This window comes from Bifidobacterium asteroides (genome assembly GCF_003202755.1).
In the GTDB taxonomy this organism is placed as follows: Bacteria; Actinomycetota; Actinomycetes; order Actinomycetales; family Bifidobacteriaceae; genus Bombiscardovia; species Bombiscardovia asteroides_F.
Window position 1 is genome coordinate 211,918 of sequence record NZ_QGLK01000001.1, and the last position, 14,611, is coordinate 226,528.

Genomic DNA, 14,611 nt, shown 5'->3' on the forward strand with positions numbered 1-14,611 from the left:
CGAAGCCGATAATCTTGCTGGTATGAGTCATATCCTTGTTTCCGTCGCCTGGCCCTACGCAAATGGGCCCCGTCACATCGGCCACGTCGCTGGGTTCGGCGTCCCTTCGGATGTCTATGCACGCTACGAACGCATGAAGGGCAATGATGTCCTTATGGTTTCGGGGACCGACGAGCACGGCACTCCCATCCTGGTGGAGGCTGACGCCGAAGGAGTAGGTCCCCAGGAGATCGCTGATCGTTATAATCGGGTCATCGTCAAGGACCTGTGCGATCTGGGACTCAGCTATGACCTCTTCACCAGGACCACGACCGGCAATCACGAGAAGGTGGTGCAGGAGCTTTTCCGTCAGTGCCGGGCCAATGGCTACATCTATGAGGGTCAACAGAAGGTGGCTATCTCGCCTTCCACCGGTCGGACTCTCCCAGACCGCTATATTGAGGGGACTTGCCCCATCTGCGGTGCCGATGGCGCTCGCGGCGACCAATGTGACAACTGTGGCAACGAGCTGGATCCGGACGAGCTGATCAACCCTGTGTCCAAAATCAATGGGGAGACGCCTCGGTTTGAGGAGTCCAAGCACTTCTTCCTGGATCTTCCCGCCCTGGCCGAGGCCAACCTGGCCTGGTTGAAGACCCGCAAGGGCTGGCGCAGCAACGTGCTCAACTTCTCCCTGGGACTCTTCAAGGAGGTCAAGCCACGGGCCATCACGCGCGACATTGACTGGGGCATTCCAGTGCCGGTGGACGGGTGGGTCGACGACCCCAACAAGAAGCTCTACGTCTGGTTCGACGCCGTCATCGGCTACCTGTCGGCATCCATCGAATGGGCCCGCCGTCAGGGCGACCCCGAAGCATGGCGCAAGTGGTGGAATGACCCCAAGGCCCTGGGCTACTACTTCATGGGCAAGGACAACATCACCTTCCACTCACAGATCTGGCCCTCGGAGATTCTGGCCTACAACGGGCAGGGATCCAAGGGCGGACAGCCGGGATCCTACGGCGAGCTCAACCTGCCTGAGCAGGTGGTAGCCAGCGAATTCATGACCATGGAGGGCAAGAAGTTCAGCTCCTCCCGAGGCATCGTCATCTACGTCAAGGACATTCTGGCACGTTATCCGGTTGATGCAGTCCGCTACTACATTTCCATCGCCGGGCCGGAGACCTCGGATTCGGACTTTACTTGGGCAGAGTTCGTCCGGCACAACAACGAAGAGCTGGCTGCATCCTGGGGCAACCTGGTCAACCGCGTGGCCAACCTGCTCAACAAGGACTTCGGCAGCATCCCCGCCGTAGAGCAATCCTGGCTGACCGAGGAGGACCGCGCCCTGTTGGATCGCAGCCTGCAGGCCTTTGATACTGTGGGGTCCTTGATCGAGCACCATCGCCAGAAGGCTGCTCTGGTCGAGGCCATGGCCCTGGTGGGCGACATCAACAAGTACATCTCCGCTCAGGAACCTTGGAAAATTAAGGAGGACCAAAACCGTCTGGCCGCCGTCCTGCATACCGCCGCTCAGGCCGTGCTGGACGCCAACACCATGCTGGCCCCCTTCCTGCCACATGCCTCTCAGCGGGTCTGGGAGGCCATGGGCGGCAAGGGCACCTTCTCGCCCCTGCCTCGTGTCGAGGAGGTTGACGATCTGGATCGGTCCGACTTCCACTATCCCATCATCACCGGCGACTACCGGTTGGGGGAGACTGTTCATCCCTGGGCGCGCGAGCCTCTCAGGGACGGCACGCCAATCGATCGGCCCACGCCCATCTTCCCCCGCATTCCCAAGGAAGCCGTGCAGGAGGAGCTGGACCGCTTCCAGGAGCAGCTGGATCGCCGCAAGGCCAAGGAGCGTGCCCGTTTCGAGGCCGAGCAAGCCAAACTGGAAGGCCAGGGCAAGTGACGGTCGACTCGCCCGAACGACGCATACTCAGACCACAGTTTATGATTCACAGAGAACTTTGAGGTTTTCGGGTACTTCCTCCAAGGTAGCGCTGGTTATATTAGTTCTGTCGGTTGAGGTACTGGCCGATGGGGGTCGTGCGGCCCCGATAACTGAACCCCTTCTTCTCTCTCTTCTCGCCCGGCGGTTCTTCGAACCGCCGGGTTCTTTCGTCATGGAAGACCCATAGGATGAGTAACCATGAAGGTTGCCCAATTCGCCTGTGTGCTCTTCGATCTGGATGGGGTGTTGGTGCCCACGACCATCCTGCACAAGGCCGCCTGGAAGGCGTTGTTCGATCAGGTCCTGCCCGCGAACGTCCCGGCCTATACGGAGCAGGACTACTACGCCTATGTGGATGGTCGGCCCCGCTATGACGGTGTCGATGCCCTGCTGCGCAGCAGAGGCATTGAGCTTGACTGGGGCAGCCCCGATGACGATCCGCAGCTGGACACCGTCTGCGGATACGGCAATCGCAAGAACATGACATTTGAGCGGATGCTGAAGCAGAAGGGCATTGATCCTTACCCGGACACGGTGGATCTGCTCAGGCACCTGCGCACTGACAAGAAGCGTCTGGCTGTGGTGTCCAGTTCGCGCAACACGGCTGAAGTCCTCCAAGCCGCTGGAATTGCCGGATACTTCGACACAGTGGTGGATGGCAACCTCAAGGACGAGATGGGCCTTCAGGGCAAGCCGGCCCCAGACACCTACGCCTATGCGGCCAAGGTGCTGGGTCTGCGCAACGAGGATGCTGTTGTGGTCGAGGATGCCCTCTCTGGTGTAGCCGCCGGTCACGCGGGTAGGTTCGGCCTGGTTGTGGGCGTGAACAGGGGCGCCGGCCGCGAGCAGCTGCTCAAGGCGGGTGCGGACCTGGTGGTGGACCAGTTGATTGAGCTGATCGACGACGATGCCGGCGAGCGTGCGCTGGCGGAGGATCCGGATCTGGATGCGGAACGCTTCCCTGTGGAGGACTGGGGTCTGAGCGAGGTCGGACGGCCCGACGCGGTCAGTGCCACAGTCTTTTCGGTCACCAATGGATCCGTCGGTGTCAGAGGCGAAGGAGGCGGGGAACGCTGCCTGGGCAACGGCACCTTCCTAAGTGGCTTCCATGACACTTTCCGCATAGCCCACCCTGAAAGCGCCTACGGATACGCCCGAGTGGGTCAGCTGATCCAAGGAGTGCCTGATGCTTCGGACTTCACCCTTAAGGTGGAGGGGCTGCCTCTGGGCCGGCCGGAGAAGACCACTCAGCGTCTGGACTTCCGAACCGGAATCGCGACCACCACCAATCTGTACGATCTGGGCCACGGCATCCACCTGAAGACCGTGCTCACCCGTATGGTCTGCCTGTATGACCGCAGCCTGAGCGTCTGCACGCTGACCGTTGAGTCGCCCGACCGGGATATGGCTGTGGTGGTCGAGGGTCCGGTCAACGCGGACAACCCCCGCCATGTCAACTCCAGTGATCCCCGCAAGTCGACCTTTGTGGACGGCTGCGGAATCCACGAGGTGTTGGACAATGCTGTTTATGGAGAGCTGAGTTCGGATTGCAGGGTCTTTCGTTGCAATAATTCACGGCTCAGCCTGGCCCTGGGTGTTCGGCAGTTCAGGGACGGTCGGCCTGTTGAAGGCTCCGGCTGGCGTATGGACGTGCCCAAGGGCGGTTCCACTCGTCTGGTCCGTTATGCGGTCTACCGCAGCCACCCCATCCTTCCGGCCGGCACCAGCGGCAATGGTCTGGTCGTGCAGACGCGGGGCGAGGGGACCAGGAATCTGGTCGAGGACTGCCGCGATAGGTTGGAGGAGGTCAGCACTCTTTCTTTGGATGAGCTAGAGCAGCGTCAGCGGGAGTGGCTGGACCGGTTCTGGGAGCGTCAGGATATCCGCATCCAGGCCGACGATGGCGGTCGTACCCAGCAGATGGTGCGCTGGGAGCTCTTCCAGCTGGCCCAGTCCACGGCCCAGATCGAGAACGGCGTGGGTGCCAAGGGTCTGAGTGGGTCCGGCTACAGCGGTCACTACTTCTGGGACACCGAGATCTACATTCTTCCCTTCCTGATTTATTCAGCGCCTGCCCGGGCTAGGGCTGTCCTTCACTACCGCTACATGATGCTGCCTGCCGCCAGGCGCAGGGCCTGCACGCTCAACCTGAATGGCGCCCTCTTCCCCTGGAGGACCATTGACGGCGAGGAAGCCTCCGCCTACTTCCCCACGGGAACAGCCCAGTACCACATCGATGCCGACATCGCCTACGCGGTGGCCCAGTATGTGCAGGTCACCGGCGATGAAGACTTCCTGCAGGCTGAGGGTATAGACATCCTGGTGGAGACGGCCCGTCTTTGGATGAGCCTGGGGCGCTACAAGGAGGATGGCCGCTTCCACATCCACTGCGTGACCGGGCCGGACGAGTACACGGTCTTGGTTGACGACAACCTCTATACCAACCAGATGGCTCGGTTCAACCTCTTGGCTGCTTACAAGGCTTACCAGCACTTACGCGAGAAGCACCCCGACCTGATCGGCGCCATACGTGAAAGGCTGTACTTCGACGATGAGGAGGCCAGTAAATGGTCCAGTGCGGCTGAGGCCATGTTTGTCCCCTTTGATGATCAGGAGGGGGTCCATGCCCAGGATGCCCAGTTCATGCAACGCCCCCGCTGGCACTTCGACCGGTTCACGGCCAGGCCCCTGCTGCTGCACTACCATCCCTTGGTCATTTACCGGCACAAGGTGCTCAAGCAGACCGACGTGGTTATGGCTCTCTACCTGCTCAGCTCCTGGTTTACCCCGGAGCAGAAGCGGGCTGACTTCGACTACTACGATCCGCTGACCACCGGGGATTCGACTCTGTCGGCAGCCTCCCAGTCCATCCTTGCTGCCGAGGTGGGGCATGATCGGTTAGCCATGCAGTACTTCCGTCGCTCCTTGTTTACGGACGTGGACGATCTGCATGCCAACACGACCGACGGCATCCACCTAGCTGCCTGCGGAGGTGTCTGGTCCAGCCTGGTCTGCGGCTTCGGCGGCTTGCGGGACACCGGTGGAACCGGGCTGAGCATCGACCCCCGCCTACCTAAAGAGTGGAAGTCTCTCTCCTACCAGCTGCAGGTCAGGGATACTCGCTTTCAGGTGAAGGTGACTAAGGATGGAGTAAGACTTGAGCGGCTTTCCGGGCCTCAGATACAGATCAAAGTCCAGGGGCATCCCCGGGAGGTTTGAGTCTCGAGCGAAAGTCGTGCATGAAGTTGCTTAGTGTCGAATTGGGAATGGCAGAATGCCTAAACAAACGATCATAATGAATAAGGCGTTGAGACCTATATATGACATATGACGGGCTTTTTGATTGGTGTGTCGTAACCGAAGAGGAACTCTTGGCTAACGCATATGTGTTGTATTGATAGCTTTATGAGTTGATGGGTGCAGGATTGCCTTGGGCATGGAAAAGTCTGATTAGCGTGGATGCCGCCCATGCAGATGGATTTCTCAACAGTCTCAGGCGGATAGGCGATTATATTCGTCTGATCGTGGCAAGTTGTAAAGGCACTTTAGAGATCACAGTTCAGACTGAATGGGTCATATGAGTGACTCTGAAAAATAGGTCGATTTGATCTGGATGTCATTGTAAGCGGATCATGTGAGAAGCTGCACACGTCGTTCTGACCCCTATACTGTTGAACCGAGGCCTAGGACTTCTCGGTCCGTCTTCTAGGGCATGGATTTTGGGAGTGCGTATGGTTAATATACTTGATGTTGCCCGAGAGGCTGGCGTGTCGAAGACTACCGTCTCTTACGTTATATCGGGCAACCCGAAAATTAGCAGGAAAACGACCACCAAGGTCCGCAAAGCCATGCGAAAGCTCGGGTATACCGTTAACCACTCCGCCCGTGCTCTCTCTACCTCCCGCACTATGACTCTGGGCGTGGCTACCTCTGATATTGAAGACGTTGTCTCATCTCCCCTTCTAAAGGGAATCTATTTCACTGGGCTTTCAAACCATGCCAGGAAACTTGGGTATGACCTCCTTCTGATGGTTGATGAGGATGGTCGCAAGGAAATTGAAGATGCGGCTCTGGCACGGAAGATTGACGGGCTTATTCTCATGGATGTGAACAGCTACGATACCCGGGTGGCGACTGCGCTCGCAGCTGGTATTCCCACCGTTCTCTTCGGAATGCCCGAGCAGACTGGCGGTATGGATGTGGTTGATACGAATTTTGAACAGGCAGCAACTGACCTGGTGGCTCATTTTGCGTGCAATGGACATCGGCGTATTCTTTTGATCTCTAACTTTGACGCAAGCGATCCGAACCCTTTGAACTATTCTCTCCGTTTTGCCCGGTCTGCCGACATGGAAGCTGAGCGCAACGGTCTACGAATCGAGCGAGAGTGGTTCGGTGGTCAGTCTGGGTGGTCTCTACGGCAGGCCATACAGCGACATCCTGGCGTTACGGGTGTGATCATTGAAGATCAGGAGATGGCCGTTGGTGCTCGCATGGAGTTGACGCAGGAAGATGTGGCGGTACCCGGCGGCATTTCGATCGCCGTTCTCCTGGCCGATGTAGTTTATGAAAAGATGAGAATGCCGGTCTCCACGGTAACCATCAATACCAGGGCCATCGCATCGGCTGTGGTGGATACTTTGCTCTGGCGGATCGAGCACCCAGGAAGTGAGCCACGTACCACCTTAGTAGATACCACCTGGCATGAGGAAGGTTCGATACTCAGTCTTTGAACCGAGTCACCAAAAGTTGCGAAGTTAATAGGAAAGCTCTAGTATACTATTTAGTTGAACCGGTTCACTAAATCGGTACCAACTAGGATTCCTCAAGAATCCAGTCGCAGAAGCTGATGTCGAGTCTTGCGTAGTCGGTGCTTTGGTGAGTGAAGCGATCACGAATGATTCCGCCTGTGATGTTGCAGGGGGTTGAAGACAAGGAAGTTTGCGCAGGAAGGGAAGGACGAGAGCATGTTCTCATCATTTACAGTCAGGGGCGAAATCATCAGATGGATGGGTGATGGAGAGTGCTTGCAGGTCGAGCCTTGGGGCGACGATAGTGTTCGCGTCAGAGCATCTAAGCAACACAAGATCTTTGACACCGACTGGGCTCTCCTGCCCAAGAACCAATTAACGTGCATTGGCCGACCCAAAGTGACCGTTAGCCAGGACGGCTCGGTTGCCGAGTTGGTTAATGGTGCTTTGACTGTCAGGTTGACCATCGAGGAGGCATTCAACGCAGGTGCTGGCGGTATCCAGAGTCGATGCTCGTTGACCTTCTTGGATGATGCTGGAAAGACCCTTTTCCGCGAAATGCCCTCGGGCGGTTCCTTGAATCTGAAAGCCCGCCAGTACGAGCCAGTCGGCGGCGGTGCTCTATCGGCGGCGGCCTCATTCCTGGCTCCTAATGATGAGTGTTTGTATGGGATGGGTGAGTATCAGCAGGATAGGTTGGATTTGAAGGGGTGTTCGTTTGAGCTGGCACATCGGAATTCCCAGGCGTCGGTGCCGTTTGTGGTGTCGAGTGCTGGGTATGGGTTTTTGTGGAATAATCCGGCGGTTGGTCGGGTGTCGTTTGCGTCAAATGGGACCAGGTGGCGCGCGAATTCGACGCAGCAGATTGATTATTGGGTGACGGCGGGCTCGTCGCCGCGGACTGTGGTGCGTCGGTATGCGGATGTGACGGGGCATGCACCGGTGATGCCGGAGTGGGGGTTGGGTTTTTGGCAGTGCAAGCTGCGTTATTGGAATCAGCGCCAGGTGGAGGATGTGGTGGAGGGGTTCCGCCGTCGTGGGATCCCGCTGGATGTTGTGGTGGTGGACTTCTTCCATTGGCCACATATGGGCGATTACCGGTTCGAGGATGAATTCTGGCCTGATCCTAAGGGCATGTGCGAGCGTCTGCATGCCCAAGGCGTCAAGGTCATGGTCTCCATCTGGCCCCAAGTAGCATTATCCAGCGAAAATTACGCCTATATGCATGCCAACAACCTCCTGGTTAATGCAGAGCAGGGAATTGATGTTGGCATGATGTTCGTAGAGCCCAACCAGTTTTATGACGCGACTAATCCTGAGGCTCGCAGGTTTGTTTGGGATCTTTGCAAGCGCAACTATGTTGACAAGGGAGTGGATGCGTTCTGGCTGGATGAGGCTGAGCCTGAGTACGGGACGTATGATTTCGCCAATTACCGGTATTATGCCGGGCCTAATGTGGAGGTGGGGAACATCTATCCCCTGGAGTACAACAAGGGCTTCTATGAGGGCCAGATGGAGGCGGGCCGGGAGGGTCAGATCGTGAATCTGACTCGTTGCGCCTGGGCTGGTTCGCAGCGGTATGGGGCTCTGGTCTGGTCGGGGGATGTGGGATCCTCCTTCCAGGATCTGAAGGCACAGATCACCTGCGCTATCCATATGGGCATGGCCGGTATCCCCTGGTTCACCACCGACATGGGCGGCTTTCACGATGGGGACATCGAAGACCCCCAGTTCAAAGAGCTCCTGATGCGCTGGTGTGCCTTCTCCTGCTTCCTGCCCGTCATGCGAAACCATGGCAACCGCAGCCGTATTGGTGAGGACGGCCATTCCAAGGAACTGATCTACGCATCAGACGGCACCCCCCGTCTGCCTTCCGGCGCCGACAATGAGCCTTGGAGTTACGGGGAGCAAGTAGAGGCAGTCTTTCGCAAGTATATCACTATTAGAGAGGCCATGCGTCCATATCTGCGCGAACTTTTCAAAATCGCCCATGAGGATGGCGATCCAATCGTGCGCGGGCTTTTTTATGAGTTTCAAGACGATGCGAACTGTTCCGATATCGCCGATGAATACATGTTCGGTCCCGACCTTTTGGTTGCTCCGGTTACTGATGCCGGTGTCAATAGCCGGCGGGTCTATCTTCCCGGGGATGAAAAAGTGAGATGGACTTGCTTGTCAACCGGTGAGGATTACAGAGGCGGGTCCACCGTCGATGCTCAGGCCCCACTGGACGTAGTGCCTCTCTTCGCCAGGGATGGTAAGGACCATGGTCTGCGTGGTCTGATCTAGCTCTGAGGCTATACCCAACGCCGAATTGGACGGACACTTTTCGCCACTTCGGTGTTGAACCGGTTCAATATAAGAAAGAAGGCCAATTATGACATCAATGATTGGTAAAACCATACGCCGATGGTGGATCGTCTTTCTCCTGCCAACCATTGTGGCGTTTCTGATAGGGTTTCTGGTCCCATTCATCATGGGGGTTTACTTGAGCTTTACCAGGTTCACCACCGTCAGCGATTCACGCTGGGTGGGATTGGACAACTACCGAGGGGTGTTTTCTGACAAGGAATTTCAGCACGCCTTGGTCTTTACAGTTCTATTTACTCTAGTTACTACCCTAGTGGTCAATGTTGCCGGATTCTTCGTGGCCTACATGTTCACCAAGGCGATGAAAGGGGCGAACCTTTTCCGTGCTGTGTTCTTCATGCCCAACCTGATAGGTGGGATCATTCTGGGCTATGTTTGGCAGTTGCTTCTGAATGCGGTCTTCGGACACTGGGGCCGATCACTGACCTATTCGGGGACCTATGGATTCTGGGGCTTGGTCATTCTCATGTGCTGGCAACAGATCGGATACATGATGGTCATCTACATAGCTGGAATGCAGGCCCTACCCGATGACGTGATGGAGGCTGCCGCTGTCGATGGAGCATCGTCCAGACAGATTCTTTTCAAGGTTACAATCCCCTTGATGATGCCCAGCATTACCGTATGCACCTTCTTGACTGTAACCAATGGTTTCAAGCTTTTCGACCAGAACCTGGCTTTGACGAATGGGGCACCTTCCAACACTTCAGAAATGCTGGCCTTGAACATCTACCGGACTTTTTATGGACGTACTGGCTATGAGGGCGTCGGTCAGGCCAAAGCCGTGATCTTCTTCATCATCGTTGCCATCGTGGCCCTGATCCAGAACAGACTGACGACTCGGAAGGAGGTGACGGCATGAAAAGGACTGATCTTAAACATGGATGGGTCTGGACAGTTGTCTTCGCATTACTTTCCATTTTCTGGGTCTTTCCCATTGCCTTGGTGGTAGTCAACTCTTTCAAGAACAAGATTTACATCTCGCAAAGCACTTTCTCGCTGCCGACCTCAAAGACATTCGTAGGTTTACAAAACTATGCCCGTGGAATACGACGAACCAATCTCATTGCCAGCTTCGGCTGGACCGTGGTTGTGACCGTGGGGGCGGTAGGCCTGATGTTGCTATGTACATCCATGTGTGCCTGGTGGATAGTTCGGGTCAATAACATTCCTTCTAAAGTCATTTACCTGCTTTTTCTTTTCAGTATGATCGTCCCGTTCCAGATGGTCATGTTCCCGCTCTCGAAGATAGCTGACATGTTGGGGCTGAACACGCCATGGGGGCTCTGGGTGCTCTACCTGGGATTCGGCTGCGGTATGTGCGTTTTCATGTTTACAGGTGTCATCAAGTCTCTGCCAATGGATATCGAAGAGGCTGCCATGATCGACGGGGCCAGTGTGCCTCGGACCTTCTTCACGATATTGGTCCCAATCATGAGGCCTAGTTTGGTGTCGGTGGCCATTTTGGAGACCATGTGGATATGGAATGACTTTCTTCTGCCCTACTTGACGCTTGATATGAGAAAATACAAGACTGCCAGCATTGCTATCCAATATCTCAAAGGCGGATACGGGGCTGTGGATATGGGGGCCATGATGGGCTGCCTAGTGCTGACCATTATTCCTATCATTATCTTCTATATCTTTTGCCAGAAATACATCATCGCCGGTGTGACGGCTGGAGCGGTGAAGGGATGATCTCCCGAAGCGGCCGTGTCCTTTTCTCTCAAGAAGGCAATGGAAGAAGATTCGGCGTTCGCTGGTGCAAAATTTGCAAATTAATAAAAACGAAAGGAACCATTATGCAAAGAAGCATACGGAAACTGACAGTGGTCGGTGTGACTCTGGCCATGGGGATTGCTGGTCTGGCTGGGTGCGGCGGCCAGGGCAGCAAAAACGAGAGCAAGGCCTCAGGGGGCAAGGTCTACTATATGAACTTCAAGCCGGAGGTGGCTACGCAGTGGGAGGATCTTGCTAAGCAATACACCGACGAGACCGGAGTCCAGGTTCATGTGCAAACGGCCGCTTCCGGGACCTACGATCAGGCATTGAAATCCGAGATGTCCAAGACGGAGGCCCCCACCCTCTTTCAGGTCACCGGGCCCGTGGGCTTAAGGACTTGGAAGGACTACGTCTCTGATATTTCGGGGACTGAACCATACAAGCAACTCGAAGACAAGTCAACGGCTCTCAAAGATGATGCCGGCCACGTAGTGGCTGTTCCATTTGTAACCGAGTCTATCGGTATCATCTATAACAAGGAAATTCTGGATAAGTACTGCAAGTTGTCTGATGCCGCAGTCAAGTCCCCGCGTGAAATCAAATCCTTCCAGAAACTCAAAGCCGTTGCCGACGGTCTGCAGAAGCATAAGGATGAGCTTGGGATCAAGGGGGCTTTCACTTCGGCAGGCATGGATTCCTCTTCCAATTGGCGTTTCGGCCAGCAGCTTGCCGCTGTGCCTCTCTATTATGAATTCAAGGATGAAAATACAGTCCAAAAGCAGCCCGCGAGTATTAAGGGCACATACCTACCGGAATTCAAACAGATTTGGGACCTCTATCTCAAAGATTCCACCGTCGAACCATCCAAGCTCGGTTCCATGACTCTGGATGATGCCAACTCTGAGTTTGCTACCGGCAGCGCAGCCTTATACCAGAACGGTACCTGGGCATGGACCGACCTGCGCGATGCAGGCTTTAAGCCGGAAAATGTGGGAATGATCCCTATGTACATCGGCATTAAGGGCGAGGAGAAACAAGGGCTGACCACCGGAACCATGAACTACTGGTGCATCAACAAGAAGGCATCCAAGCAGGACCGGCAAGCCACTGAAGACTTCCTGAAATGGGTCGTTACTTCCGACGAGGGTAAGAAAGCCATGAGCGAAGATATGGGATTCACCACACCTTTCAAGAGCTTTGCTGATGTTAAGACTGACAATCCTCTGGTTGAAATATCCCAGAAGGATACTAAGTCGAAAACCGAGAAGATTCCTTGGGTTCACACTATGCAACCTTCTGCTACCTATCAAAACAATATATATGATGCCATGCTGGAGTACGCGCAGGGGACAGGTGACTGGAATACGGTTGTCCATCGTTTCGTAGACGGATGGGCCGCCGAAATCCAGGCTTCCAAGAACTGACTCTCTGGTTGGTAAACGGGGGGGGGGCGGTATTTTGCCGTCTCCGCCCCAGATGGACCTACATGTGCTCGAACCCGCCAAGAAGCCGCTTAGCGGGTCAGGGTCCGCTTCAGAATCCGATACTCGCTCTCGGTAATGGGCATGATGGATCCGTGCCGCTTGGTCAGCCGGCCGAAGTTCATGTCCGTGACTAGGGCCCAGTCCTGCTGCTCTCTAGAAGACAGATCAGCCGAACGGAAGGGCAGGTAGCCCCGGCCCTCGGCGAACTGGTCACAGATCAGGCCGAAAGGCATGGCCCGGCCGTCGGATCCTGTGGCGTCAGCATCGTTGTAGAGAAAGAGTTCGGGGCCCTCCAGATAACGCGAGGAGTAGCGTCCCTGGCCGAAGATGTCGGTCAGATTGGACAGGTAGGACCAGGCTTGGTCATCGTCCGTGCGCACCAACTCATGGGTGACCGCATAGGGGTTCCGGGTGCGTTCCAGGGTGATCTGGTCATCCTTGGAGGCCCGGTACCACCAGCCGTCGGGCGCCTTGAGCATGGTTGTGTCGATGATCCCGTTGCTGCGGTCGATCCACTTCACCGGGCGGGAGAAGGTGATCAGGTCAGCGCTGGTGGCGTAGTACATGTTGATGCCGTCGCCCAGCTCGTTGGCCAGGTCGGATGCGGCCGGATCCTCGGCGCTGTTGGCGGCAGCCGTGGCCCAGAAGACTATCCATTGCTTCCTGTCGGCATCCCAGCAGGCCTCCGGCGCCCAGGCCATGCCGGCCTTGGGAATGGCCGAGGCCACATCCACCAGGCGCGGTCTGCCCCAGTGGGCCAGGTCAGGCGAATCCCAGATGACCAGGCCGGTGGATCCGTCCACGGTGGCCCGGCCTTCCTGCCAGCCGCTCCTGTGGTAGACGGACAGGTCGGTGGCGATGATATGGAAGAGACCGTCAGGTCCTCGCACGACATAGGGGTCGCGCACGCCACCTTCGCCTTCGCTCCAGGTCAGCACCGGGTCTCCTTGGGCCCGCAGGTCATGCCAGTGCAGGCCATCGCGGCTGAGGGCGAAGTAGAGCTGCTCGTCCGTCTCGGCCTGTTCATGTCCGGTGAAGTGGACGAAGAGGTAGGCGTTGGTCGCCTCGAACGAGGGTTGCCAATCCGTAGACATGTTCCACCTTTCCTGCTTACGGCAAAGGTACCGTGGCGGCGGGCGCTTCTTTGCCCTTCCGTTCCGGCCGTTCCAGGGCCGTCATGGGCGATTCTAGCGGCCGGCGTTCCATTTGTCGGCACCGTCCGTCCGGGCGGGTCGCAGTTTGGGTCGCACTGGACCTTAGACTGTGGATCATGAGCAGACATCACCGTGACCGCAGCTGGGCTCCCGACCCCGAGCCGCTGCCCGAAGGCATTGGAGTTATCGACGATCACACCCACATGGCTTCTGTGGTCCCCTTTGCCCAGGAGATGGATCGGCAGGCCAGGGAGCGCGGGCAGGATCCGGTACCCGTCCGCTCGGTCGACCAGCAGCTGGAAAGGGCCCGGGCAGTAGGCGTGGTCGGTGCTATCGACGTGGGCTGTGAACTGCCCAATCTGCAGACGGCGGTGGACCTGGCCCTAGCCCATCCCGGGGTGGTCCACGCGGCCCTGGCCATCCATCCCAATGAAGCCGTCCTGCACGGCCACCGAGGGGTGCCGGGACCGGACGGACTGCCTCTGAAATATCAGCCCTGGCATGAAGTTTCTTTCGAGCAGGCGCTTGAAGAGGTTGCCCGCCTGGTTCACGCGTATCCCGACCAGGTGGTGGCCATCGGGGAGACGGGCATGGACCTCTTCCGAACTGGACAGGGAGCCGAAGAGATTCAACGGCAGGCCTTCCGCGATCACATCGCCCTGGCTAAGGAGCTGGATCTGCCCATGCAGATCCACGACCGCGACGCCCACCGGCAGGTCATTGAGACCCTGCTGGAGGATGGCGCTCCCGAGCGCACGATCTTCCACTCCTATTCGGGGGATGCGCAGATGGCTCAGGTTGTCGCCGAGCACGGCTGGTATCTAAGTTTCTCAGGGACGGTCTCCTACAAGGGCAACGAGGGAATCCGCCAGGCCCTGTCCGTGGTCGGCATGGACCACATCATGGTGGAGACCGATGCACCATACCTGAGTCCTATGCCCTACAGGGGACGCACTAACTCCCCCTACATGATTCCTTATACCCTCCGGGCCATGGCCGATGCCTTGGATTGCCCCCTGGCCCAGGTGGCCAAAGCGACGGCAGCCACCACGCGCCGGGTTTACGGCTTGTAAAGGAGGTCCGACGGATGGTGCCAGACCGGGATTAAACTAATGGTGTGTCGCGGTCTGAATCGCCCCTGCCGAGTGTGGGGGGAGAGTGCTACGGTTGTCGTCGCACGTGTGCGCGAACAGC

General features: G+C 57.0%; 9 protein-coding genes. 8 read left to right on the plus strand and 1 reads right to left on the minus strand.

Annotation, left to right across the window (positions count from 1 at the left end):
- Positions 1-22: 22 nt before the first annotated feature.
- The 7 genes from metG to DKK74_RS00810 all read left to right on the plus strand — a co-directional run bounded on the left by metG (position 23) and on the right by DKK74_RS00810 (position 12,203).
- Positions 23-1,894: a methionine--tRNA ligase gene (metG, locus tag DKK74_RS00780; protein ID WP_110412343.1), complete on the plus strand. Its 1,872-nt coding sequence runs from the start codon at positions 23-25 to the stop codon at positions 1,892-1,894.
- A 240-nt stretch (positions 1,895-2,134) separates the two neighbouring features.
- Positions 2,135-5,155, plus strand: a complete 3,021-nt coding sequence (locus DKK74_RS00785) for an HAD-IA family hydrolase (RefSeq protein ID WP_110412344.1) — start codon at positions 2,135-2,137, stop codon at positions 5,153-5,155.
- A 512-nt stretch (positions 5,156-5,667) separates the two neighbouring features.
- Positions 5,668-6,669: a LacI family DNA-binding transcriptional regulator gene (locus tag DKK74_RS00790; RefSeq protein WP_110412345.1), complete on the plus strand. Its 1,002-nt coding sequence runs from the start codon at positions 5,668-5,670 to the stop codon at positions 6,667-6,669.
- Between the two features lie 234 nt (positions 6,670-6,903).
- Complete coding sequence (locus DKK74_RS00795) at positions 6,904-8,976, plus strand: glycoside hydrolase family 31 protein (RefSeq protein WP_110412346.1); 2,073 nt, start codon at positions 6,904-6,906, stop codon at positions 8,974-8,976.
- Between the two features lie 88 nt (positions 8,977-9,064).
- A complete protein-coding gene (locus DKK74_RS00800; protein ID WP_110412347.1) occupies positions 9,065-9,919 on the plus strand; it encodes a carbohydrate ABC transporter permease in 855 nt (284 codons plus the stop codon).
- Positions 9,916-10,755 carry a carbohydrate ABC transporter permease gene (locus DKK74_RS00805; protein ID WP_110412348.1) on the plus strand — a complete coding sequence of 280 codons (840 nt, stop codon included), beginning with the start codon at positions 9,916-9,918 and terminating at the stop codon, positions 10,753-10,755. Before DKK74_RS00800 ends, DKK74_RS00805 begins: the two co-directional genes overlap by 4 nt.
- 83 nt (positions 10,756-10,838) lie before the next feature.
- A complete protein-coding gene (locus tag DKK74_RS00810; RefSeq protein WP_181414897.1) occupies positions 10,839-12,203 on the plus strand; it encodes an ABC transporter substrate-binding protein in 1,365 nt (454 codons plus the stop codon).
- Between the two features lie 89 nt (positions 12,204-12,292).
- Here DKK74_RS00810 and DKK74_RS00815 read toward each other — a convergent pair whose 3' ends face one another.
- A complete protein-coding gene (locus DKK74_RS00815; RefSeq protein ID WP_110412349.1) occupies positions 12,293-13,357 on the minus strand; it encodes a glycoside hydrolase family 43 protein in 1,065 nt (354 codons plus the stop codon).
- 176 nt (positions 13,358-13,533) lie between these two features.
- Here DKK74_RS00815 and DKK74_RS00820 point away from each other — a divergent pair, with 176 nt between their 5' ends.
- The gene (locus DKK74_RS00820; protein WP_110412350.1) at positions 13,534-14,490 is read left to right on the plus strand and encodes a TatD family hydrolase; all 957 of its coding nucleotides are present in this window, start codon (positions 13,534-13,536) and stop codon (positions 14,488-14,490) included.
- The last annotated feature ends 121 nt before the right edge of the window (positions 14,491-14,611 follow it).

Bases quoted from the DNA above. Each gene is read 5' to 3' on its own strand.
- metG (WP_110412343.1), top strand. From the start codon at position 23: ATGAGTCATATCCTTGTTTCCGTCGCCTGGCCCTACGCAAATGGGCCC.
- DKK74_RS00785 (WP_110412344.1), top strand. From the start codon at position 2,135: ATGAAGGTTGCCCAATTCGCCTGTGTGCTCTTCGATCTGGATGGGGTG.
- DKK74_RS00790 (WP_110412345.1), top strand. From the start codon at position 5,668: ATGGTTAATATACTTGATGTTGCCCGAGAGGCTGGCGTGTCGAAGACT.
- DKK74_RS00795 (WP_110412346.1), top strand. From the start codon at position 6,904: ATGTTCTCATCATTTACAGTCAGGGGCGAAATCATCAGATGGATGGGT.
- DKK74_RS00800 (WP_110412347.1), top strand. From the start codon at position 9,065: ATGACATCAATGATTGGTAAAACCATACGCCGATGGTGGATCGTCTTT.
- DKK74_RS00805 (WP_110412348.1), top strand. From the start codon at position 9,916: ATGAAAAGGACTGATCTTAAACATGGATGGGTCTGGACAGTTGTCTTC.
- DKK74_RS00815 (WP_110412349.1), bottom strand. From the start codon at position 13,357: ATGTCTACGGATTGGCAACCCTCGTTCGAGGCGACCAACGCCTACCTC.
- DKK74_RS00820 (WP_110412350.1), top strand. From the start codon at position 13,534: ATGAGCAGACATCACCGTGACCGCAGCTGGGCTCCCGACCCCGAGCCG.